The organism is Maricaulis sp., from assembly GCF_048270095.1.
GTDB lineage: Bacteria > Pseudomonadota > Alphaproteobacteria > Caulobacterales > Maricaulaceae > Maricaulis.
In genome coordinates, this window is sequence record NZ_JBLWTL010000018.1 from 36,906 (window position 1) to 60,630 (window position 23,725).

20 protein-coding genes are annotated in these 23,725 nt (G+C 64.5%); 3 read left to right on the forward strand and 17 right to left on the reverse strand.

The features are described 5' to 3' along the window. Positions 1 to 32: 32 nt before the first annotated feature. The 3 genes from ACN0YJ_RS10755 to ACN0YJ_RS10765 all read left to right on the forward strand — a co-directional run bounded on the left by ACN0YJ_RS10755 (position 33) and on the right by ACN0YJ_RS10765 (position 4,848). Entirely contained in the window at positions 33 to 1,568 is a 1,536-nt protein-coding gene (locus ACN0YJ_RS10755) for an EAL domain-containing protein (RefSeq protein ID WP_417478579.1), read from the forward strand. A gap of 18 nt (positions 1,569 to 1,586) precedes the next feature. Next, positions 1,587 to 2,135 carry a response regulator gene (locus ACN0YJ_RS10760; RefSeq protein ID WP_417478578.1) on the forward strand — a complete coding sequence of 183 codons (549 nt, stop codon included), beginning with the start codon at positions 1,587 to 1,589 and terminating at the stop codon, positions 2,133 to 2,135. 61 nt (positions 2,136 to 2,196) lie between these two features. Then, entirely contained in the window at positions 2,197 to 4,848 is a 2,652-nt protein-coding gene (locus ACN0YJ_RS10765) for a PAS domain-containing sensor histidine kinase (protein WP_417496192.1), read from the forward strand. Between the two features lie 9 nt (positions 4,849 to 4,857). On the opposite strand, the gene ACN0YJ_RS10770 is transcribed toward ACN0YJ_RS10765, so the two are convergent. The 17 genes from ACN0YJ_RS10770 to ACN0YJ_RS10850 all read right to left on the reverse strand — a co-directional run. Continuing rightward, on the reverse strand, positions 4,858 to 5,424 hold the full coding sequence (locus ACN0YJ_RS10770) for a periplasmic heavy metal sensor (protein ID WP_417496193.1): 567 nt from the start codon (positions 5,422 to 5,424) through the stop codon (positions 4,858 to 4,860). Beyond that, positions 5,421 to 5,822, reverse strand: a complete 402-nt coding sequence (locus ACN0YJ_RS10775) for a hypothetical protein (protein ID WP_417496194.1) — start codon at positions 5,820 to 5,822, stop codon at positions 5,421 to 5,423. Before ACN0YJ_RS10775 ends, ACN0YJ_RS10770 begins: the two co-directional genes overlap by 4 nt. Next, a complete protein-coding gene (locus ACN0YJ_RS10780) occupies positions 5,819 to 6,484 on the reverse strand; it encodes an RNA polymerase sigma factor (RefSeq protein WP_417478574.1) in 666 nt (221 codons plus the stop codon). The genes ACN0YJ_RS10775 and ACN0YJ_RS10780 overlap by 4 nt, the downstream gene beginning before the upstream one ends. Positions 6,485 to 6,512: 28 nt before the next feature. Further along, entirely contained in the window at positions 6,513 to 7,148 is a 636-nt protein-coding gene (locus tag ACN0YJ_RS10785) for a hypothetical protein (protein WP_417478573.1), read from the reverse strand. Positions 7,149 to 7,222: 74 nt separating this feature from the next. Then, complete coding sequence (locus ACN0YJ_RS10790) at positions 7,223 to 10,096, reverse strand: bifunctional [glutamine synthetase] adenylyltransferase/[glutamine synthetase]-adenylyl-L-tyrosine phosphorylase (protein ID WP_417496195.1); 2,874 nt, start codon at positions 10,094 to 10,096, stop codon at positions 7,223 to 7,225. A 38-nt stretch (positions 10,097 to 10,134) separates the two neighbouring features. Next, the gene (locus ACN0YJ_RS10795) at positions 10,135 to 11,571 is read right to left on the reverse strand and encodes an ATP-binding protein (protein ID WP_417478571.1); all 1,437 of its coding nucleotides are present in this window, start codon (positions 11,569 to 11,571) and stop codon (positions 10,135 to 10,137) included. A 6-nt stretch (positions 11,572 to 11,577) separates the two neighbouring features. Continuing rightward, positions 11,578 to 12,249, reverse strand: coding sequence for a response regulator transcription factor (locus tag ACN0YJ_RS10800; protein ID WP_417478570.1), 672 nt, complete (start codon positions 12,247 to 12,249; stop codon positions 11,578 to 11,580). Positions 12,250 to 12,265: 16 nt separating this feature from the next. Then, complete coding sequence (locus tag ACN0YJ_RS10805) at positions 12,266 to 13,774, reverse strand: Do family serine endopeptidase (protein ID WP_417478569.1); 1,509 nt, start codon at positions 13,772 to 13,774, stop codon at positions 12,266 to 12,268. 108 nt (positions 13,775 to 13,882) lie between these two features. After that, on the reverse strand, positions 13,883 to 15,118 hold the full coding sequence (locus ACN0YJ_RS10810; protein ID WP_417496196.1) for an alpha/beta fold hydrolase: 1,236 nt from the start codon (positions 15,116 to 15,118) through the stop codon (positions 13,883 to 13,885). A 55-nt stretch (positions 15,119 to 15,173) separates the two neighbouring features. Then, positions 15,174 to 15,662 (reverse strand): cytochrome c maturation protein CcmE, encoded by a 489-nt coding sequence (ccmE, locus tag ACN0YJ_RS10815; RefSeq protein ID WP_417490149.1) that lies wholly within the window; start codon positions 15,660 to 15,662, stop codon positions 15,174 to 15,176. Beyond that, on the reverse strand, positions 15,662 to 16,318 hold the full coding sequence (locus ACN0YJ_RS10820; protein WP_417496197.1) for a DUF938 domain-containing protein: 657 nt from the start codon (positions 16,316 to 16,318) through the stop codon (positions 15,662 to 15,664). The genes ccmE and ACN0YJ_RS10820 overlap by 1 nt, the downstream gene beginning before the upstream one ends. Before the next feature lie 57 nt (positions 16,319 to 16,375). Continuing rightward, positions 16,376 to 17,734, reverse strand: coding sequence for a hypothetical protein (locus ACN0YJ_RS10825; RefSeq protein WP_417496198.1), 1,359 nt, complete (start codon positions 17,732 to 17,734; stop codon positions 16,376 to 16,378). A gap of 60 nt (positions 17,735 to 17,794) precedes the next feature. Next, the gene (locus tag ACN0YJ_RS10830; protein ID WP_417496199.1) at positions 17,795 to 19,174 is read right to left on the reverse strand and encodes a sensor histidine kinase; all 1,380 of its coding nucleotides are present in this window, start codon (positions 19,172 to 19,174) and stop codon (positions 17,795 to 17,797) included. Beyond that, complete coding sequence (locus ACN0YJ_RS10835; RefSeq protein WP_091767890.1) at positions 19,171 to 19,848, reverse strand: response regulator transcription factor; 678 nt, start codon at positions 19,846 to 19,848, stop codon at positions 19,171 to 19,173. The genes ACN0YJ_RS10830 and ACN0YJ_RS10835 overlap by 4 nt, the downstream gene beginning before the upstream one ends. 8 nt (positions 19,849 to 19,856) lie before the next feature. After that, a complete protein-coding gene (locus tag ACN0YJ_RS10840) occupies positions 19,857 to 20,198 on the reverse strand; it encodes a PepSY domain-containing protein (protein ID WP_417478563.1) in 342 nt (113 codons plus the stop codon). A 70-nt stretch (positions 20,199 to 20,268) separates the two neighbouring features. Continuing rightward, a complete protein-coding gene (locus ACN0YJ_RS10845; RefSeq protein WP_417478562.1) occupies positions 20,269 to 21,171 on the reverse strand; it encodes a DnaJ C-terminal domain-containing protein in 903 nt (300 codons plus the stop codon). A gap of 65 nt (positions 21,172 to 21,236) precedes the next feature. Further along, a partial coding sequence (locus ACN0YJ_RS10850; RefSeq protein WP_417496200.1) for a baseplate multidomain protein megatron occupies positions 21,237 to 23,725 on the reverse strand: 2,489 nt, incomplete at its 5' end.

Here is a 23,725-nt window from a genome sequence, read left to right on the forward strand (position 1 = left end):
AAATGTCGCTGATTGAACAAAGAAACCGGTTTTTGTCTTTCGCTTTTGCGGCGGCCGACATTCTGATCGAGACTGATTTGAACGGGTTGACCTGTTACGCCGCCGGCGCGACAGCGACGCTCGGCGAACCCAGCATCGATAGCGGAAACGTCGATTTTTCCCAGCGGCTTGATCGAACATCGCGCCCCATCGTGACGGCCCTGATGCGGAGTTTGAAACCCGGTCGTCGCGTCGGCCCTGTACGGGTCGCTGTGGGTGGCCGTGAGGCTCAGTTGAGCGCCTGGTTGCTCGGTGACGACGACAAAATTCGATGGGCGATGTCATTTTCCGCCCTCAGCGCACCGGCCGAGGTCGACCCGCAGGCCTTCGCCAGGGCCGCGCAGGGAGCTATCGCGACAGCACGCGAATCCGGCGTTCCCATGAGCATGTCGGTCCTGCAAATCGACGGGATTGACGACCTCAGCAGGCTGATCGGCGCCAAACGTGCGGATATGCTGCGTCAGGCGATCACGGCGGAATGCATGAACACAGTCGGCACCGGCGGCATTGCCAAACAGGTCGACACAGCCCGTATCGCCCTGATCCATCCGGTCTCCGCCGACCTCAAAACCCTTTGCGCCAGCATTGAGGAATTGCTTCAGGACAATACGCTCAAGAATACCCGCGTGCGTATCGATTCCATCCCCGATGCGCCGGAACTCGAACCTGAAATCGCCATCCAGGCCTTCCTGCATGCCGTCAATATGGCCGCCGACAGCGCCAATGTGCTCGACGTCCAGAGCCTGCAAAAAGTTGCAGCCGAAATGATGGAGGATACGCGCAAGCGGATGAATGAAATCCGGGCGACCATCGCAGGGCGTGTGATCGAACCCCATGCCCAGGCCATCGTCGAGCTCGCCACCGGCAAAGTCGCGCACTACGAACTCCTGCTGCGCCTGCCCGGCGGACAGCCCATCTCAGAGAGCGTCGGTTTTGCCGAGAGCACCGGCCTGATCTATGAGATCGATATGGCCATGGTCGAGATTGCAGCCAATTTCCTGCGCGATGATTTCGATCGTCCGGCCTTGGCCGTCAACCTGTCAGGCCGATCGCTGGAGAACCCCACCTGGGGTAAAAAATTCCTGCAAATGCTCGCCGATTTGCGGATCGACCGCCGCCGCCTTCACTTCGAGCTGACAGAAACCGCCACCGTCAAGAACGTCAAGACCGCCAATGCGGTCATCCAGAAAATCCGCGAACGCGGCCACAGGGTCTGCCTCGACGATTTCGGTTCCGGCGCCGCCGGTTTCCAGTATCTGCGCGAATTTCCCGCCGACATCGTCAAGATTGACGGCTCATATGTGCGCCAGCAAGAGATCGGCGAACGCGATACCGCCATCCTCCAGGGCATGGTCTCACTGTGTCAGGCTCTCAAGCTCGACACGGTTGCGGAAATGATCGAAACCGAGCAACGCGCCAAGCAAATGCAGGCGCTGGGTGTGACTTACGGTCAGGGTTACTATTTCGGTAAGCCTCTGCCGCTTAAGATGCTGTCAGATCCGCGGCGCATCCCCTCGCGCGCCGCCTGATGTGACAATAGGTAGATCATGGCGGTAGACCTCAGCCGGTTGAAAGTTCTCATCGTCGACGACAATAGCTACATGCTGACGATCATGCGGACTCTGCTGCACGGTTTCGGCATCAAGACGATCTTCGAATCTCGCGACCCGGCGGATGCGTTCGACATGGTGCGTTCGGACGGCATCGACATCATCATCACCGACTATCAGATGGACATCCTGGATGGTCTGGACTTTGTGCGCCTGGTGCGCACCGCAGATGACAGCCCCAATCCGATGGTCCCGATTGTCATGTTGAGCGCCTATTCCGAACGCAGCCGGGTAAAATCGGCCCGCGATGCCGGCGTGACCGAATTCTGCTGCAAACCAATCACCGCGCGCGACATGTTTGCCAAGCTGACCTCGGTCATCAACGCGCCGCGCCCTTTTATCCGCAACAAGACCTATTTTGGACCGGACCGTCGCCGCGCCAGCAGCGAACAGCACAGCTATCACGGTCCGGACCGGCGTGCTGGCGCCAAGACCGAGGCCGTTAAAGAGGGCGAGGGTTGCGAGGACGGCATCGACGCAGCGTGACCGCGAGAGTCACGAGGATCGGCTGTCGACAGAGGCTGCAAACGCAACGTAGTTTGTCGTCATGATTCAGGATGCCACCCGCACCGACAGCTCCCGCTCCGACAGCGCCGCATCGCGGACGCAGGCCCGGGCACCGGGTGCGCGCGCGCGCAAACCCGGCCGCAATGGCGGCGCCGGGTGGATCATCATCGCTATGGTGCTGTTTTCACTCGCCTATGGCGGCATACTTCTGGTCAAAATCCAGCAGGAGCGCGAGGCGCTCGTGAGCGAAGCGGAGCGGTCGCAGGCCAATGCCGCCGGCTATCTGGCCGAGCGCGTGACCGGGCGGCTGGCCGAGGCGCGCTACGCCCTGTCTTTCGCCAGCACCGATCTGCGCAATACCGCAATGCGCGACATCGAGACGGTTGCCAGGGCCCGCCTTGCCACGCTGGCCGAGTCCGAACTGATCGCGGAGCTCGCACTTCTACTGCCCGATGGCCGCGTGCTCGCGTCAGGCGAGGCTGGTACCGGCCTGCGCGAGATTGCCGGCACCGCCCTCGACACACCGTCAGGATTCACGACCGAGATCACGGCTGCCGGCGAAGCTTTTCTGGTCCTCGCCGTGCCGGCGCAGCTCAGCGACGGAACCGTGGGTGCCTATGTCGCACGCCTGCCCGCTCTCACCATCCTGCCCGACTGGGGCGAGGAACGCGTTGTCGCCCTCGCCGATGGTGCCGGCGGGATGCTCGCGATCCGGCCACGTATCACCGGCGCCCGCCCGGGCACGCCGCTCGCCGAACGCTTTGGGCTGACGCATGCCTACATCAACCAGCTTGCCGCCGGCGGTGGTGGTGCGAGCTCGCAGGCGCATTTCGGTGAGGAACAGGTGACGTTTGCGGTCGCGCCGATCAGCGGCACGGATCTGCACGTCTACGCGCTTGGCGCCATGCGTATCAATCAGAATGCCTGGTACCGCACGCTGTTCTTCTACGGGTTGATGTTCATCGCCCCGATTTTTGTCGCGCTGGGGCTGAGCGCACTGGTTTTCATGCAGATGGGCCGACTGCGTTCAACCCGCCAACAACTGGCCGACAATGAACAGCGTTTCCGCTTCGCGATCGAGGGCGCACGCTGCGGCGTCTGGGACTGGAATCCCGAGGCCGATACTGTCTTCGTCACCGACTCGCTGGCGCGCATTCTTGGCCTTGGTGAGGCAATGCAGTGCAGCGGTACTGAATTCCTCAAGCTGTTCAGCCGCCCGGATCGCGACAAGCTGCGCGCCGCCATGCGCGGCGCACCGACGGGTGGCGAAGTCGACCTGGAAGTCCTGGCGGCCTCGGCCCCGGTCTGGCTGCAAATGCGCGGTGGCATTCTCAACGAAGCCGGCGACGCGACCAAGGCGCGCATCGTCGGTGTCGCGATTGACGTCACCGATCGCAAGGGTGCCCAGGCGCGCGTCGTCGCAGCCGAAACCCGCCTGCGGGCGGCGCTGGAATCAATGACAGAATCCTTCGTGCTGTGGGATTCCCGCCAACGCCTCGTGCTGTGGAACCGCAAGTTCCGCGACCTGTTCAATTTCTCCGACGGCCGGCTGAAGCCCGGTATGTCCTATGGCGCCGTCGAGCAGGCCGCGGCCCTGGCCATCAAGGCCGTCCATGGTGATACCGAGGGCACCGAGACCTATGAGATTGAATTGGCTGATGGCCGCTGGCTGCACTATTCCGAGCGCGCCACCGCCGATGGCGGCCTGGTCAGCGTCGGTGCCGACATCACCGATCTCAAACATCATGAAGCCGCGCTGACCGAAAACGAGGCGCAGCTACGCAAGACCGTCGACGACGTCAAGCGGAGCCAGGCCCGCATTGCCGATCTGGCCAAGAAGTACGAGGAAGAGAAGATCCGGGCCGAGGAAGCCAATCGCTCGAAGAGCGAATTCCTCGCCAATATGAGCCATGAACTCCGCACGCCGCTCAACGCCATCAACGGTTTCTCGGAAATCATGTTGCGCGAAATGTTCGGCCCGATCGGGGACCAGCGCTATGTCGGGTATATGAAGGATATTCTCGGCTCGGGTCAGCACCTGCTTGCCCTGATCAATGACATCCTCGACATGTCGAAGATCGAAGCGGGCAAAATGCAGCTCCAGACCGAACCGACCGATGCTGCCGACCTGGTCGAGCAATGTGTGCGCATCGTCCGCGGCCGCGCCGAGGAAAAACAATTGCGTCTGCATGCCGATGTTTCGGATCTGCCGGAGATCGAAGTTGATCCGCGCGCGTTCAAACAGGTAATGATCAACCTGGTTTCCAACGCCGTGAAATTCACCCCTGAGGGCGGCCGCGTGACCATACGCGGCTTCATGTCAGGGCTTGGCGTTGCCTTCCAGGTCTCCGATACCGGCATCGGTATTGCGGCCGATGACCTGCCGCGGCTTGGTCGCCCCTTCGAACAAATCGAGAGCCAGCACTCCAAGAGCCATCAGGGCTCCGGACTTGGCCTGGCGCTGTCGAAATCCCTGATTGAACTGCATGGCGGCTCGCTGTCGATCGACTCCCGGCTGGGCGAAGGCACCACGGTGAGCTTCGTACTGCCGATCAGCCAGAACCAGCCCCTCGATTCCGCTCCGGCTGCGGCCAGCCTTCCCGGGATCGAGGCGATCCCGGGACATTTCGATGAGGATGAAGATGAATTCGTCAGCGAGCCGGTCAAATCCCGGTTAATCGCCAACGAATAATCAAGCCGGTTAAGGCCGGTCGGGTTCGGGGCGATGCTCCGGTTCTGGACGGCGGCGTTCACCCCGCGGCCCCTCACCGCGGCCCCGGCGCTCGCGAAAACTGTTGCGACGGCCGGCTTCCAGCGCTGCGGCGCGCACATCCGGATCCAGACCGGCGATGACCTCGATCAGCGAAGCTTCCATCCCGGCCTCGAAGCCGAGGCGGGTTTCCCGGACTCGTTGGAGGGCGGCCCGTGCCGCCTCCGGATCGAAGGGCTCGGCGGCCAGCACCGCATCAGCCTCACGCCGGGCCTCGAAAGCCTGGCGGCCGATTTCGCGCATCGTCTCCATATTCGCGCGCAGACGCTGACCGGCCAACTCGCGCTCGGCTTCCGGCAAGGCGCCAAGAAATCCGCGAACATCAAAACCGGACGACATGGACCCGCCATGGGGCGATGGGCCATGCATGCGATCACGCTCTGAATGGCTGCGCCAGGACGGTCCGTCCGCGCTGCGATGGGCCAGGAAGCCGATCAGGGCGCCATTCAACAGAACGGAGACCAGAAGGGCGGCAATCCAGGGTGTGGGCGATCTCATGCGTCTCCTCCCAGCCAATCCACCCAGTCGTCATCCAGACCGGTGAAAGCATCGGCATAATAAGTCTCGACCTCATCGGCCGGTGTAATCAGGGCGCCACTGGAAAAGCCGAGCATGACACCCAGAACCAGGGCCGCAGCGGCCGCCATGGGCGCGCGCCAATTCCAGACGGTGACCTCCGGCAGGCTGCGCAAGATCCGACGCTGCAGCAGCTCGCCCGGCTGGCGCTCGGCCTTGCCAAGCAGCGCATCGAGTTCGGCTTCGGCGGCCAGCGCCGCAGCCAGTTGGGCCGGGTGGCGCGCCGCAAAAGCCTCGGCTTGCGCGCGTTCGGCCGACGGCCAGCGCTGCGGATTGGCGCCATAGGCACTCAGGATCTGGCGAAATCGCTCTTCTGTCATGGCTCTGTACCTGTCTGCGGTGGCTGCGGGGCCCGATAGCCCGACATCAAATCTTCGGCTTCCCCGATCAGGATGGATCGGAGATTGCGCCTCCCCCGCGCGAGCAGGGATTCCAGGGCATCAACGCTGACGGACAAAATGTCAGCTGCATCGATATTGCTCAACTCCTGGAAATGCACGAGTTCCATCGCCTGCCTTTGCCGCTCGGGCAATTGCACCATAGCGTCGGCGATCCGGTTTTCAGTCTCGGCACGCACCAGCTGCCCCTCCTGGCCCAGGCCCGGATCGGGGCGATCCGGCAGGGTTTCCGGCAGGGATTCTCGATGCTTGCGGCGCCGATCATGGCAGAGATTGATCGCGATCCGACTCATCCAGGTGGAAACCTGGGCGCGGCCAGGCTGCCAGTTTGCGGCCGCCTTCCAGACGCGAATAAACGTCTCCTGAGCCACATCTTCCGCCGCGGCGGCATCATTGAGCATGCGGGTCGCGAGACCGATGATGCGCGGCAGGCGCCGGTTCATCAACTCACCGGCAGCCGCGCGGTCGCCATCGGCAATCCGCGCCATCAGCGCCTCATCGGTCTCGCCAGCCGTCATGTCCATCGCCATGCTACGGGTACGGCTGGCCACCCGATCATTGGCGATCGGGGGTTCATTTGCCATTCCGTACCCGTCAAACATGGCAAAGGCACTAGTTACGCCACCAGCGACGCCGATCATGGCGCGCGTCAGCAGCGGCGTCCAGCTCGGCTGGCGTGATCACGCCATCGCTGTCCTGGTCAAGCCGGTCAAACCCGGGCCGTTCCATGGCCAGGAATTCGGCGCGGGAGATCCGCTGGTCGTCATCAGTATCGGCACGGCGCAAGCCCGCATCGCCCCGGCCACCACGTCCGCCACGACCGCCCCGTTCGGCGCGATCACCGCGGTCACCGCGTTCGGCTTGATCGCCGCGTTCACCGCGATGTCCACGGCGCATGGAGCGTCGCTCCTCGCCGTCTGGCTGGTCAGCGGCCTCATCGGCACGGGCCTCATGCATGGCACGCATCCGTTGGCGAACCGGCGACTGGTCGGCCGCATCGAGATAGCCATCGCCATTGCGATCCTTCCACTCGAACATCTCGGCCTGAAGGGCATCGACTTCAGCGCGTGTGACCGAGCCGTCGCCATTGGCATCGGCCAGGTGCAGCATCATCATGCCGCCACCCTGTCCGCCGCCATGCCGGCCGGGACCGTCATGACCGCCACGACCGGGCTGGGCCTGCGCAACGGCACCGGCGACAAGCATGGCCGATCCGGCCAGCATCATTGTGAGAAATGGTTTTTTCATCGGGGTAATCCTGTTTGTCAGCGTCCTCGCATACCCCTTCAACGCAGACCGGCGGCAAATCCGTCGCGGCTTTTTCAGCGCGTCTCCAGATAGCGCTCAAACAGGGCCCGCACAGTGACACACCGGGTGTCTAGCGCCACCCGCAACCCGTCCATATCCTCAACCCGGGCCATCGCCACCAGGCTGCGGATGAAGCCGGCGCTGGCGCCGGCCGGATCAAAACCCGTCCCGTGCGTCGCGCGCAGCAATTGCGCCATGCCGAGATAGAGATGGACCGTGTCGGCAAGCAAGGCCGCATCATCCGCCGCGATGACCCCGGACCGCGCCAGCGCGGCGAGTGCGGCCGCGGTGGAATGCTGGATCACCTGACCATCGGGAGCGGTGACCAATTGCAGCGTCTGGACGATGAATTCAATGTCCTGCAGCCCGCCAATGCGGCTCTTGACATCCCATTCGGTCCGGGCTGGCCGGGCGGCCTCGAGCCGCTGCCGCATTTCACGCGCATCGGCGATCACCTGCTGGCGCGGACGCCGGCGCGTCAGCGCCGCCTCGATCGCAGCGATAAGATCGTCATTCACCCCCTCGTCGCCGGCGATCACCCGTGCCCGTGTCAGCGCCATCAGCTCCCAGGTCCAGGCCTCGTCGAAATAATACTGGCCGAAACGCGTCAGCCGGACGGCCACGGGTCCTGCCTTGCCCGAGGGCCGCAATTGCATGTCGACCTCATAGAGGTCGCCCTCCTCGGTCGGCGCGGACAGGGCGCTGATCAGCCGTTGGGCGAAGCGCGAGAACCAGGTCTGGGCGGTCTCGTCGCCGTCATAGACAATCATCAGATCGAGATCGGAATCCGCCGACAGCTCGCGGCCACCCAACTTGCCCAGACCGAGCACCGCATAGCGACCAGGCATGTCGCCCGAGCGCCGCGCCGTTTCGCGCTCAGCGGCTTGCGCCATGAATTCAACCGCCGCATCAGCGATTGAGGAATAGGCGGCACCGGCTGTCTGCGCGTCGGCTGTGCCGCGCACGATCTGGGTACCGACCCGGAAACGCTCTTCACGGACCAGCCGGCGCGCCGCATTGAGCGCGGCCTCATAGGTGTGGCAGGCCGACACCATCGCCCCCAACCGGATCCGGAAGTCATCGGGCGGGTCCTGCACCAGGGGCACGGAAAAACGGCTGTCCAGCATCACATCGAGCATGTCGGGCCGGCGCGCGAGATCGGCGGCCATGCGCGGGGCAATCGTCAGGATGGAGATCAGATCCGCCGCCAGACCCGGCTCATTCATCAACAGGGAAAGCGGTTGCACGCCCATCGGCAGGTTCTCGAAGAAAGCGGCAAAACGCACAAAGGCCGCGTCCGGCTCGCCGGTAGCGGCCATGATGTCGACCAGCCGGGGCGCGATCTGGGCCAGCAGGGTTCGCGCCCGCGGGCTGCGCGCCGCCCTCACCTTGCCGCCAGCCCAGCCATTGAGCCGTTTCCAGACCTGGTCGGCGTGCTGGAAACCGAGCGTTTCCAGTGTTGCCAATGTGTCGGGCGTTGGTTCGACTCCGGTGAGGATCAAGGTCCCCGCCTGCGAGGACAAAGAGGCGTCATCCTCGAACTGATCAGAGAAATGGCCATGCACGCGGCGCAACAAGGCTTCAACCTCAGAGTCGAAGGCGGCGAGGTCGGGATATCCAGCCATCGCCGCGACATGGCGGCGATCGGCGTCCCGAAGGGGCAGGGTCTGGCTCGGCTCATCCTGGCGCATCTGGATGCGGTGTTCCCACGAACGCAGGCTGCGGTAATCCTCGCTCAGGGACTGTACCGTTGCGGCATCAACCACGCCGCGCGCCTCCAGCGCCGCCAGCGCCTTCAGGGTCGGCGAAACCCGCACGCTGGGATCGCGGCCACCGAACACCAATTGCGGGACCTGGGCGAAGAATTCGATCTCGCGAATACCGCCGCGCCCCAGTTTGAGATCATGCCCGGCGGGCTGTATTTCGCCGCGGCGGCCGACGGTCTGGATCTGGCGGGCGAGGCCGCGAATATCCTCGATCGCCGCAAAATCCAGCGCCCGGCGCCAGATGAAGGGTTGCATCTGGTCGAGATAAGCCTGTGCCGCAGCGGCATCCCCGGCGCAATAGCGCGCCTTGATCCAGGCTGCGCGCTCCCAGGTCTGACCGTAGGACTCATAATAATTCAGCGCCGCGTCCGTCGACAGGACCACCGGGGTCGAACCCGGATCCGGGCGCAGCCGCAGATCGGTCCGGAAAACATAGCCGTCGGCGGTGACATCCTGGAGCGTGCGCACGATTGCCTGCAGCAATCGCGGCAAGCGCTGGCGCGGCTCCTGGTCCTCCGGCATGCACAGCGCATCTGCATCAAACAATGCGACCAGATCAATGTCGGACGAATAATTGAGCTCGCCCGTGCCCATCTTGCCGAGGGCGAAGACGAAGAGGCCCGGCAGCGGGTTGGCCGCATCCTGCACAGACAAGGCCCGTCCGGCTGCCGCCGCGAAGCGGACATGGCCAGACAGGGCGGCCTGCACCGCCGCGTCAGCGAAACAGCTAACCGCAGCGGTCACGTCCGGAACACCCCAGCGCCCGGACAGATCAGCGAGCGCGACCAGCAAATGCATATCCGCCTTGGCGCGGCGCAGGGCCGCATCGAGGCTGGCGATATCGGGGAATTCCGAGCCCGCATTGGTGACGTCATCAAGGGCCTGCTCCAGCCGGGCGGCCGCGCTCTGCTGCGTGCAGGCGGCCAGCCCCTCCGGGCGGCGCTGGGCCAGGCGCCCCAGATAGGGGGCAGCGGCAAACGCACTATCGAGAAACGGCCGCACTGACGCGGTCGCGGCCTGCACATGGGCTGGCAAGCTGGCAAACAGATGATCGCACTGACCGGGGCTGAGGCCGGGCAAGGGCGCAAGATCGCCATGGAGAAGTGGAAGTGTGTCAGACATCGGCTCAAACTGGCGTGATTGCCCGGCCGGGGGAAGCCCTATGCCTTGCTCTCTTTTGTCGCGACAGGAAAGCTCAACGAGGCGCGCAGACCGGGGCCATGCTCGCCGTCGACGAGGCCGGGGCCTTCCTCGATCCGGAACAGGCCATTATGGATATCGCTGATCGCCTGAACCAGCGACAGGCCGAGCCCGGACCCTGGCAGGGTGCGGGAATTGTCGAGCCGCACAAAGCGCTGGACCACGCGCTCGCGATCGGCTTCGGGCACGCCAGGACCAGTGTCGGTGACGGAGAACTCGATCAGCCCGTCGGCGGTCTGGCGCAGACGCAGCGCCACAGCCCCGCCCGAGGGGGTATATTTGACGGCATTGTCGAGCAAATTGGCGAGCGCCTGGGACAACAATCCGCGGTCCCCCATCATCCGCAGCCCCTGCTGGACTTCGCTGTCAAATGACAGGCCCTCATCCTCGCAAACCGGCTGGTACAGCTCGGCGAGGTCGATGGCGATTTCCGCCGGATCAAGCCGCGACATGGCGCTGCGACTTTCGCCCGCTTCCAGCCGCGACAAGCTGAGAATGGCGTTGAAGATCCCGAGCAATTCATCGGTATCGGCGACGGCGCGTTCCAGCGCCTGCTCGCGCGCTTCGATATCCCCATCCTCGCGCAGGGCTTCATCGAGCCGGTTGCGCATGCGTGTCAGCGGTGTCCGCAAATCATGGGCGATACTGTCGCCAGTATGTCGCATGCGATGCATCAGCGCCTCGACCCGGTCGAGCATGGCATTGAAGTTTTCTGACAATTCATCGAGTTCATCGCCCGTGAAATTTCGGGCCGCCCGTCGCTTCAGGTCACCCGCCTTGACGCTGCGCGCGACCGCGTTGATGCCATCCAGACGGCGCACGAAACGGCGGCTGACGAAAATGCCGGCCGCCACGCCCAGCGCCAGGGCCAGCGCCGAGGCGGCCAGGATCGTGTTGAGCATCCGCCCGACGAGGCGGTTTTCCTCATCGACATCGAGGCCGACAAACAGGCGATAGCCACTGGGCAGTTCGATGACGCGGCCGCGGCCCGCCCGCTCATCCTTGTCGGTTTCGGTGGTGCCACCGGCGGGGGGGCGCCGATAGGTGAATTGCAGCCGCCCCTCATCATCGGGCTGGATATCGGGCAAGCCTGAGAGATTGCCCGACAGGGCGCGTCCTGATGGATGAACCAGCAGGTATAGATAGTCCGCACCGCCGCCGACCGTTCGCTGAAGGATATAACGGTTGATGTCGCGAATGCCGCCCACCTGGAAACGTGCTTCGAGCGCTTCCATCTCCTCGAGGACCGCGTCGTCAGCGCGCCGCATCATCATCCCGGCCGACGCCACATAGACGAAGGCCAGGATGACGAAACTCGACAGGGCGAACAGGCCGGCCGACAGGAGGGTTTGCCGGAAGGCCGTTGTTCTCAGAAAGGCGGCGCCGCGATTGCTCACCCGCGGTCAGGCCTGCAAGCGGTAGCCGGCCCCGCGTACCGTGTGCAGCAATGCACGCGGGAAGGGTTTGTCGATCTTGGAGCGCAGGCGGGAAATATGGACATCAATCACATTGGTCTGGGGGTCGAAATGATAATCCCACACCTTCTCCAGCAACATGGTCCGTGTCACCACCTGGCCGGAGTGTTTCATGAGGAATTCCAGCAGACGGAATTCACGCGGCTGCAGCAGGATTTCTTCCTCGCCGCGCAGCACCTTGCGAGCCAGCAGATCCATTTCCAGATCGCCGACCACCAGCCGGGTCTTGACCGCATCGGGATCGCGCCGGCGTGCCAGCGCCTCGACCCGGGCGAGCAATTCAGCGAAGGCATAGGGTTTGACCAGATAGTCATCGCCGCCAGCCTTCAGCCCCTCGACGCGGTCATCGACCTCGCCGAGGGCTGACAGGATCAGAACCGGGGTCCTGATATTGTCACCGCGCAGCGCGGCGACCATCGTCAGACCATCCATGCGCGGCATCATCCGGTCAACGACGAGCACGTCGTATTCTGCGGCACGGGCCATTTCCAGCCCCTCTTCGCCATCAGCCGCGTGATCGGCCACATGACCGGATTCGCGCAAGCCCTTGCGAATATAATTTGCCGCTTCGCGGTCGTCTTCGACAATCAGGATACGCATGGATATGTCCTCCCGGTTATTCGGCTTCGCCGAGCTGGAGCGCGATATAGCGCTGGCCGGCCTGGGTTTCGACGAGCAGGAGAATCGCATTGCGATTGCCAGCCCGCGCCGCATTGATCGCGTCTCTCAACGCGTCGGTCGTGCCGACAGCACGGCCACCGGCCTCAAGAATGATATCGCCGCGCGAGAGACCCTTGCGGGATGCTTCGCCGCCCGGTTCCAGGGTTTCGATCACCAGACCCACCGTACCCGCGGCAAGGCCGCGGCCATCGCGCACTTCGTCGCTCAGTTGCGACAGGGTCATGCCGAAAATATCGACACTCGCCTCGGCTTGTTCCCGGCTCGGCAGCTGGGTCAGTGTGGTGTCATCAGGGCGTTCGCCCAGTTCGACGCGCAAATTACGTTCGCGGCCGTCACGCAGGATACGGAAGCGGACCTCGGTGCCGGACGAAAAATCGCCAATCCGGCGCGTGAGGTCGCGTGAGTTCTCGACGCTGGCACCATTGACCTCCAGCACGACATCTTCGCGCTCGAAGCCGGCCTCGTCAGCCGGGCCGCCCGCGACGACTGAGCTGATGATCGCGCCGGTCGAGGCTTCAAGTCCCATCGCACTGGCGATATCCTCGGTGACATTCTGGATGCCGACACCGAGCCAGCCGCGCGACACATGGCCATTCTCACGCAAGGCGGCGACGACGCGTGCTGCGACATCTGACGGAATGGCAAAGCCAATCCCGACACTGCCGCCGGTGGGCGAGAAGATCTGCGAGTTCACGCCGACAACCTTGCCGTCAAGGCTGAAGGTCGGGCCGCCGGAATTGCCGCGATTGATCGGGGCATCGATCTGCAGGAAATCATTATAGGTGGAATTTCCGATTTCACGGCCCGTCGCCGAGATGATGCCTGCCGTGGCCGTACCGCCGAGGCCGAAGGGATTGCCGACGGCGACAACCCAGTCACCGACGCGGTAATGCGGCTGATCCTCGAGCGTGACGAAGGGGAAATCGATCTCTTCATCGACCTTGAGCAGGGCCAGGTCGGTCTGCGGATCGAGGCCGATCACGCGGGCGGGATAGGTGTCGCCACCGGCGGTACCGATCGTGATCTCGGTGGCGCCATCGACAACGTGATTATTGGTGACCAGATAGCCGTCGGCGGAAATGAAGAAGCCCGAACCGAGGGATTCGCGCGGCTGGGCGGCCTGTGGCCCGGCGCGACCGCCAAACTGCCGCTCCAGCCATTCGCGCATTTGCGGTGGCATATTATCGAGGTCAACGCCGGCAGGCGCCTCGTCCGGCGTCGAGCTGGCCTGGATTGTCACCACAGCCGGGCTGACATGTTCGATCAGGTCGGCGAAGGACATCGGCGCGCCGGTCGGGATGGCGGCTGCGAAATTCGGCTCCGAAATCGCCTGCATGGCATGAGCCGGGGCGATGGATTGATTGAGCAGGGAGCCGGCAGCGAGCGCAGCAAGGACCAGAACGGAAACCCCGCCAAGGCGACGGATTTTGGAAACTGACAACATGGGTAAGACAGACCTTTCTTGTTCGAGCCGTCGCCAGATTAGGCAGGGCGAAGCTGACGGCGGCGTGTCTCAAACATTACAATAACATTACAGGCGGTAACCAACCCGTCACATTTCAGTGGCCCCGCCTTCCTCGCGCGTCTGCACCAGGGCTGGCCCGTGCAAGGTCCGGTGTACCGGGCATTTATCGGCGATTTCAAGCAGACGCCGGCGCTGGTCTGCATCGAGATCGCCTTCCAGCCGGATGGCTCGATCAAAGATATCGACCTTGCCTTCATGACCCTCAACCTCCCCCTTGCGGTGACGCACAGTGACCGTCACGCGGTCGAGGGGCAGTGATTTGCGGGTCGCATACATGCGCAGTGTGATCGAGGTACAGCTGCCCAGCGCGGCATTGAGGAAGCCATAGGGCCCAGGGCCGCGATCACCGCCGCCGAGATCGGTCGGTTCATCGGCGATCATCACATGATGGCCGGCGACGACATGATTGGCATAGGGCCCCTGCCCGGTTTCGCGCACCACGACACCGCCCTCACCGGCCGGCGCCGGCGTATCGGTGCGCTCATCCCCGACAGTCTTGTCGGCACCGATATAGCGCTGGGCCCAGGCGGCGATCACGTCGGCGGCATGGCGTGCATCGGCCGGGTCACTGAGCAGATGGTCGGCGCCGTCGAGGTCGAGATAGCTGCGCGAATGGCGCGCGGCGCGGAACAACCGCGTGGCATTCTCGACGCCAACAATATTGTCCGTCGGCGAATGCGCAATCAGCAGTGCCGGCTTGAGCGCGGCAATGGCATCCTCCAGCGAATGGTCCTCGATATCCTCGAGGAATTGCTTGCGGATGCGGAAGGGGCGCCCGCCCAGCATTACCTCGGCCTCGCCCTTGGCCTCGATCTCGGCAATGTCGGGGTGGAAGGCATGCCGCACATGCGCGGCATCGGCCGGCGCCGCCAGTGTTGCGATCGCACGGACCGAGGGCAGATGCACCGCCGCCGCGATCACCGCCGCGCCGCCAAGGCTGTGTCCGACCATCAGGGCTGGCGCTTCATGGCGCTCGGCGAGAAACTCGCCGGCCTTCACCAGGTCCTGGATATTGGAGGAAAAATTGGTATTGGCGAATTCGCCGTCCGACTGCCCCAATCCGGTGAAATCGAATCGCAGGACCGCGAAACCGGCCTGTGCCAGGCGGCGCGAAATCCGACTGGCGGCATGAATATCCTTGGAGCAGGAAAAGCAATGCGCGAACAGCGCATAGGCGCGCGGCGTCCCGTCAGGAGTCTCCAGCCGCGCGGCGAGCGTTTCGCCAAGGGCCCCGGGGAATTCAACGCGTTCAGATCTGGCCATTATCGTCTCCCTGTCTGGTGAACAGAGATAAGGGCCGCGACCGGCAACGCCAAATCTATCGCTGTGACGGCGCGGTCACGTCTGCTTGATCGGCAGCCCCGACCGTCTCATCGCCTTGCCAGACGCCCGCCTCCCGCAGGGCTTCAGCGACCTCCGGCGGCATATAGGTCTCATCATGCTTGGCCAGCACGGTCTCGGCCTGAAACACGCCATCATCGCGAAAGCGGCCCTCGGCAATCACGCCCTGACCTTCCCGGAACAGGTCCGGCAAAATCCCGGCATAGACGACGTGCACAGTCTCGACCCGGTCAGTGATGGCAAAGGCGGCACCGTCCGTAGCGCCTGTGGTATCGATGGACTCCTCCAGCACCAGCCCGCCAACCCGCACGCGTTCGCCAGCCTCCGGCGGCGCGCTCGCGATCTCGCTCGGACTATAGAAGAAGACCACCGAATCGCGCAGCGCAAACAGGCCCAGCGCCACGGCGGCAGCGAGGACAAGCGCGGACAGGCCAATCGTGGCGAGACGGCGATTACGGTGACGCATCACAAAGCACTCCGGCGGCGAAACACGAGGGACAGATTATTGGCGGGCATTTGATGACGGTCCGGTGCAGCCCAGCCGGCGTCGGCAAACAGCGCCTCCACATCACTTCGCGCCCGCACACCCCATTGGGAATTGCGCGATTTGAGCGAGCGGTCGAAACCGATATTGGACGGCGCTGTCGCGTCGCCCTCCAGATAGGGACCATAGAGATAGACCAGGCCACCACCCGTCAGCAACGTACGGCTCGCCGCTGCAATCGCCTCGGCCACGGCCCAGGGCGCGATATGGATCACGTTCAGGCAGACCAGGGCATCAACGCCATCCAGTGGCTCAGCCCAGCCTGGGCGGGTTAGGTCGAGATCGAGCGAAGGGCGCATATTCGGCGCCGCCTCGGCCGCCCAGGCATTCTGGCTGGCGCGGGAGGCGGCATCGGGGTCGCTGGGTTGCCAATCGATATCCGGCCGGCGTTGACAGACCGACACGGCATGCTCGCCCGTCCCCGAACCAATCTCCAGCACGCGAGCGGATGGCGGCAGCAGGCCCGCCAGCAAATCACCGATCACGTCGCGATTGCGCGCCGCACTCGGCGAAAACAGCCGCGCCGCATCGGACAGGCGCGCTTCAAGCGCGATCTCGGTTGGGGAAGGATCAGTCATCAGGGCGAATTAGGGGTGCCGGGCGAAGATGGCAAGCCGGGCTTGCGCGCCAGGACGCTATGCCGCGGCAGCGCTGCCCCGGCGGCGCAGCAATTCCGCGGTCTCGCTGCTGCCTGCCGCGTCGAGCAGGTCGGCGACAATGGCGAGGCATTCCTGGGCGCTGACGCGGCTCTGTCCCGAACTGCCAGCCACTAGATCAACCAGCATCTTGCCCGCGTCCTGCATCCGTCGCTCTGCCTGATCGTAAAGGCGCTTCTGGGCGCTGGCGATTGCCGCGGCATTGGCATGCTCGCGGGCACGATGCAGGAAGTAGAGCAGCCCGTTGGCGCGCTCGATTGCGGCGGTCGGCGGCAATTGAGCGGGGATGATGCGGCCGCTCTTGCCACGGCGCGGCTCGGGCAGGCCGGTATCGAGCGCGAGCGGCACCTTCTCCATCACCTTCTCGACATTGGTCGAGGCCTCGGCGCGCAAGCCGAACAGTGAGCGCCCCCAGCGGCCATCCTTGCGGATGCCGAATTCCTGCACCATTCCGGTTGAATAGCCGACATAGCGCGCGAATAGCTCGAAATAGCGCTCGGCCTCGGCCCGGCTCGCCGGCGGCTGTTTCAGCTTCGCCGAGAAATAGCCGGTATCGGCCAGCACCGTGTCCCCGACCGCCGCGAGCTCGGTCTTTGAGACAACGAGATCATCGCCGCGCCGGCCGATCTTCTCGACGACACGAAAGATTTGCCAGGGTGAGGTCAGCCGCCCCATCACGAGCAGAAGGAACCAGACTGCCGATTCGGGCGCTTCGGTGATCAATTGCTCGTGCTGCGCGCGGACTTGTTCGCAAAGCTCGGCATCGAAATCATCGACGACGGCCGGGATACCCACCATCACCTCCGCGATCCGTTCGCTGAACCGAAGCAGATCAATCGCGTCATGGAGCATGGAGCGGCAATGAGGGCCAAAGCGCTTGTCCAGCGCCGTCATATCCTTGGGCACCCGGTCTGCCCGGGCCACGGCCTCGGCCAGGGCCGCGGCCGCACGGGCCCGGAAATCATGCCAGACCGGATCGCTGACGGGCTTGCGGCATTTGCGCGCCTCCTCGACAAGATCCTTGGCAATCTGCCGACCGAGCCACCCCCACATCTTGCTGAGGTCATCGGGACTGAAGCGGAATTTCGAGGGCGGCACCGAGTCCGGCTCCGCGGTCAGGGCCCGCAAGGGTTCGAACAGATAGGCCTTGGCGAGATCGCCAGCCGGCTCGGTCATCAGCGCTTCGAGTTCGTCGAACACCGCGAGCAGATCCCCGGATTGGGGGTCGGTCGCAGCGCCCGCCTGCGCTGCCGCATACAGGCCGGCGCGCATCCGCGACGGCATGCTGCGCCAGAGCGCCTCAAGCTTGGTCCGTTGGGTCGGCGAAAGATTTGCCATTCGTAAATACTGACCATGTTTAAGCAAGTCGAGTATTCAGCAGTTTGGGTTAACGGCGCTTTAGCGTGCCGTGGCTGGTAAAACCAGGCGCACGCAGAGGCCGCCAAGACTGGAACGAGACAGAATAACCTCGCCATCATAAGCCTTTGCGAGATCGGATACTATGGCGAGGCCAAGTCCCGAGCCAGGTGCTTTTTCGTCGAGACGAACTCCACGTTGTAGTGCGCTCTCGCAACCAGCCGCGTCGAGGCCCGGTCCGTCGTCTTCAATCAGGAGTTCAAGTGTGCGCTCGTCGCCCTGGCGCGCGGTGACCAGAACACGCGATTCGGCCCACTTGCCGGCATTGTCCATCAGATTGCCGACCATCTCCTCGAGATCCTGACGTTCACCCCGGAAATACAGACCGTCGGCCAGCGCCGTATCGATGGTAATGCCGCGCCGGGCGTAGATCTTGGTCAGGGTACGGGCGAGATCACTGACGGTAGAACCAACTTCCGTGCGGGCCCCGATCGCCTTGGCATGCGCCGCGGCGCGGGCCCGGCGCAAATGATGATCAACCTGTTCGGCCATGATGGCGGTCTGGCGCCCGACCAGATCGCCAAAATCATCCCCGGCTTCGCGCGCCTCATTGGTCAGGACTGCGATCGGGGTTTTCAGGGCGTGGGCCAGATTGCCGACATGGGTGCGCGAGCGCTCGACCAGCTCACGCGAATGATCGAGCATGGCGTTGAGCTCGTCGGCCAGCGGTTGCAACTCGGTGGGAAACTGGCCATCGACGCGTTCGCTCCGTCCTTCGCGGACATCGGCAACACTATTGCGCATGCGCAAGACCGGCGCGAGACCGATCCGGACCTGGAAGAAGACGCCCGCCGCGATCGCTGCCGCAAAACCGAGCAGCAGCACGGCCGAGGTAATGGCGAAATTGCGAACATCGCGATCTGCGGGCCGCCGATCCTCGCCGGCCATCATGATCACGACGCCTTCGCGGTCCGGCAGGAGAACGGCCTGGGCAACGACGCGCAACGGCTCGCCGGCCGGACCCTTGGCGCGCCCGGTGACAATCTGGCCTGGAGAGGCCTGGGCCCGGTTGCGCAATCCCTGAGAGGCCGCAAGTGTCTCGTCCCACAAGGAGCGGGAGACAATGAGGATGCTGTCCTCGCCACTCTGCGCAGTGTCGACGATTTGCCAGTAGCGCCCGGAGAAGACGCGGCCATAGGCGGGATCCGACGGGCGCCGTGCCAGTGCCACCGCGCCTTCGGCGTCGGTCTCGGCCGCCGCGACCAGAGCGCCGACGATACTGGTCAGCCGGTCATCCAGCGTGCGGATGACCGAGCGTTGGTACAGCGTGCTCAATGCGATCGCGCCAACCAGCAGCAATGCCAGCGCCCAGGCCGCCGCGCCGGCAAACAGCCGGAAGGCAAGGGAGACGCGCGAGGTCACGAGACGGGTGGGGTCACCGGTTCGACCAGGCGATAACCGAGACCGCGAACCGTTTCGATCCGGTCCTGGCCGATCTTCTTGCGCAGACGGCCGACAAAGACCTCGATCGTATTGCTGTCGCGGTCGAAATCCTGGTCATAGATATGCTCGACCAGTTCAGTGCGCGAGATGACGCGGTCCTGGTGATGGGCGAGATAGCTCAACATGCGGAATTCATGCGAGGTCACCTTCACCGGGCTGCCCTCGATGAAGACCCGCGCGCCGCGCGTATCGATCGACAGGCCACCGCATTCAATCGTCGAGGTCGAATGGCCAGCCGCACGCCGGGTCAGGGCCCGCAACCGCGCCAGCAATTCCTCGGTATGGAAAGGCTTGGTCAGATAGTCATCGGCACCGGCGTCAAAGCCGGCGACTTTTTCACTCCAGCGATCGCGCGCCGTCAGGATCAGGACCGGGAAATCACGGCCATCACTGCGCCAGCGTTCCAGGACGCTCACACCATCCAGCTTGGGCAGACCGAGATCGAGCACGACCACATCATAAGGCTCGGTATCACCAAGGAAATGACCGTCCTCGCCATCCAGGGCGGTATCGACGGCATAACCGGTATCCTCGAGCGCCCGGCAGAGCTGGCGATTGAGATCAGGATCGTCTTCAATAATCAGAGCGCGCATGATTTTTCCTATCGTTCCGACAGTATATTGCCCGTCTGGGCATCTGCCACCACATCAATCCGGCGGCCGTCAGCAGTCAGTATCTTGACGATATAGCGCGGCTGGCTGCCACGCACGAGTTCGGCATCAAGCACTTCGGCGTTCGGATAGAGCCGCCGCACCTCACCGATCACACGGATCGCCGGCACCAGATTGCCCTGCTCGCGCTGCACGCGGGCTTCACCCGGCGTATAGCGGTCACGCACATCGCGGCCCTGGGTCCACTCCAGACCTTCGGCCTCGGCCTGCGTTACAGCCGGCACGCCGAGGGCGGTGAAGGCTGCAGCAATTATGATCAGTGTTCTCAACATGGCACTCTATGTGACGCAGCCGCCCTGAACCCGGTCTGAACGACTGCCTTATCCTGCACTCATCTTCGAACTACAGGCCCTTGCGCGGATCATAGCCCGAAGCGGGTGTCCAGGTCTGCAAAAACGCACGCAGCGCCTCGTCCTGTGCTGGCAGAGCCACCACGAGGCGGACGATCTGATCGCCGCGCTTGCCCTTGCCGCTCGCAAAACCCTTGCCACGCAGCCGCAGGAGGCTGCCACTGCTCGAGCCCGGCGGCACTTGCAGAAAGACGGGGCCATCAATGGTCGGCACCCGGACCTTGGCCCCGAGCACGGCTTCGCTCAGCGTCACCGGCAATTCCAGCCGCACATCATCACCATCGCGGGAGAAATGCCGGTGGTCGGCAATCCTGATCTCGATCAGCGCATCGCCGGCCTGGCCACCACCCGGCGGGGTCTCGCCCTGGCCGCGCAGACGCAGGACCTGACCGTCGGCGGCACCTGAGGGCACGGCCACTTCAACGGCCCGGCCGCCAGGCAGTTTCACCCGGTGCTTGCCGCCACTGGCTGCGGCGAGGAAATCTATCGTCAGGGTCTGGCGCACATCGGCTCCCTTGCGCGGTGCCTCGCGGGCCTGGGCGCCGAAATCGGTGAACAGGTCGGAGAAGATATCGTCGAAACCGCGATTATTCTGCCGCGTCTGGCGAAAATTGAACGGCCCGCGCGCGCCGCCGCCCATGCCGGCCCCCATGCCCTGGCCCGCGCCCATGCCGGGTCCGAAACCGGCACGCTGGCCGGCATCATATTCGGCCCGCTTTTTCGGGTCGGACAGGAGTTTGAAGGCCTGGGAGACGTTCTTGAAACGCTCCTCGGCCGCCTTGTTGTCGGGATTGGCATCAGGGTGCAGCGCCTTGGCCAGCTTGCGATAGGCCTTGCGGATCTCATCCGCCGTCGCCGTCTTCGCCACACCAAGGATTTTATAAGGATCGTCCATGCCCACGCCATCAGCTCATATCAGGCTTCATGTAAGGGGCTTTGCCGCAGATCGCAAAGCATCGCTCACAGGGCGAGGCTGCATCGCGCCCGGCGTCCCGGCCCGGTCCGGGTCGAGATTTGCGCCAGACGCAGTTCGAGCGCCTCCGGCAAGCCGCCCAGCAAGGCTGCCAGATCGGCTTCGCTGATCGACCATTGCGGCTCTGACGTCTCCACGCTGAGCACGACGGCCTCATCGAGCAGGATCTCCAGCCGGTAGGCCTCCGCCGCCTCACCGAGCGGCACTTCGGCGGCGCGCCAGTCATCACCGCCCACCCGTGTGCACCGCACCCAGCTCACCATCACCCATCCGCCCACTCGACGCGCCCGCACATGCACCGGGGCCAATGGCCATAGATCACGCTGCTCGCCGATGACGTCCAGCACGCCCGCCTGGGCATGATCGGCGCCCAGGCCGGCCGCCACGGCGCGGACCTCGACCGCACTTCCGAACTCATGCTCGAGCAATGGCAGCACGCTCAGCGCCTCGTCCAGCACCACACACACGGAACCGCCCGGCGCCCCCTGCGCCAACGTTCCGCCTTGCCCGCGCAAGAGACCGGAGATGCGGTAGCGCCGCTCGCCCGTCAGTTCGGCATTGGCAAATTGCAGCACTTCCCAGTCATCACCCTGTGCGACTGCCAGTCGGTTACCACCCTTGAGCACGGCCTCCCGAGTCAGGCTCGCCAGCTCGCCGCCGGACAATTCGATCTCGACGCTCGCCGCTTCATCCCAATAGCCCACCGGTCCCGGCGCCAGATCACCCAGCAGCACCCCGATCCGCGCCGGGCGGCGCAATTGGCCACGCAGCTCCCGGCCGCCCTCACCGGTCCCGGCGAAGACATCAAGCGCACCCGGCCAGGGGTCGGCAAATCCGGCCAGCAGGACACCATCGCGCGGGACGGTCTCATGGCCATCCAGCGGCAGGTCGAGGGCGATCACTTGCGGCCGGGCCGGCGGCGGCATGGACGCACCTGCCCCGGCTGTCGAGCCCTGCCAGACCCCGGACCGAAGCCGCGGCGGCCGCAATCCGGCTTGACGCACAGTGCCGCCATCAAGCGTTTCGGCCCGCCACAGCGCATCGTCCAGCCCCACCACGTCGCCCGCCTCCAGCGCCAGCAGCGATGGCGGCAGATGCAGGGCCAGCCGTGCCGGACGGGCTGCCAGCTCGGCCAGCGCCTGCGCGCACCAGCTCTGGGCCAGATGCGGGTCCGCCAGCAGCGGCGCCGACAGCGCCACCGCCTGCACCGTCTCGAACAGGCCGCGCGCAACGGCGTGGCCGGGCCGGTAGTCGGCGGCATCGTCGATGAAATCAATGCTGAGCTCGCGCGGCATATCGAAGGCCGCTGGATCCAGCCGCTCGATCGCCGGGGCGTGCTCCGGCTGCACCGCTTCCGCCAGAACAAGCGCCGCCATCGCTGCGTCGGCGGAGGCAAAGTGCAGCGCCGAGGCTCGCGGCAAGGCGTCAATCCCGAGCACATCCATCAGCGGTTCCAGCGCCGCGCGCGCCGTCACCGGTTGCGGCAGGACATAGCCGGAGACCAGATCATCGACCGCGGAGACATCAAACGCCTCCAGCCCCGCCGCAGCGCAGATGTCCGCGATGATCACCGCCACCGGCACCTGCCCGGCGCGGCCATTGAGCCAATGCCCCAGCGTCCAGTTGGCGCCATCAGACCAGACCTCGCTGCGGGCCGGGAAATCCGGCCAGGGCCGCGCATCCCAGGCCCAGACATGGATGCGATCGCTCGCCACCATCGGTGCGTGATAGACGGGGGAGACCGGATTGGCTGCCGCATCGCCCGTCCAGTGCGCCAGCATGGCTTCGAGATAGCGCCGCTGCACCAGATCATCGCGCGTGCCGCCGGAAAACCAGGGCAAATCGCTCTCCGAGCTTTTCGGATCGACAAAGACATTGGGTTGATTGGAGCCCTTGTCGACGGCGGGACAGCCCACTTCGGTCAACCAGACCGGCTTGGACCCGGGCACCCAGCCGGTCGGCGTTTCCGAGCGCACACCGCCGGGCCGGTCATGGTGCGGCTGGCTCCACCAGCTGACCAGATCCTTGTAGCGCCAGACCCAGTCCTCGCCATAAGTCCCGTCAATGATCGGTGTCCGCATCTGGGCGTTACGATCCGTTTCGGAGGCGTAATACCAGTCGAACCCCTCGCCGGCATTCATGTTGGATGCGAGATAATCGCGGTCATGCGGGCCGCTTGCCAGCGCCGCATCGAGATGGCCCTCGCCATCGCGCCAGTCGGAGAGCGGCACATACCAGTCAATGGCGACGGCATCGATATTGGCATCGCTCCACAGCGGATCGAGGTGGAACAGCTTCGCCCCGCCGCCGGGCTGGTGACCGGAATACTCGGTCCAGTCGGCGGCATAGGCGATTTGCGTCGAGGGTCCGAGCATGGCGCGGGCCTCACCCGCCAGCGACTGCAAGCCCGTCACGGCGGGATAGCTGCCGCCGGAACCGCGCACGATGGTCAGCGCCGCCAGTTCCGACCCGATCA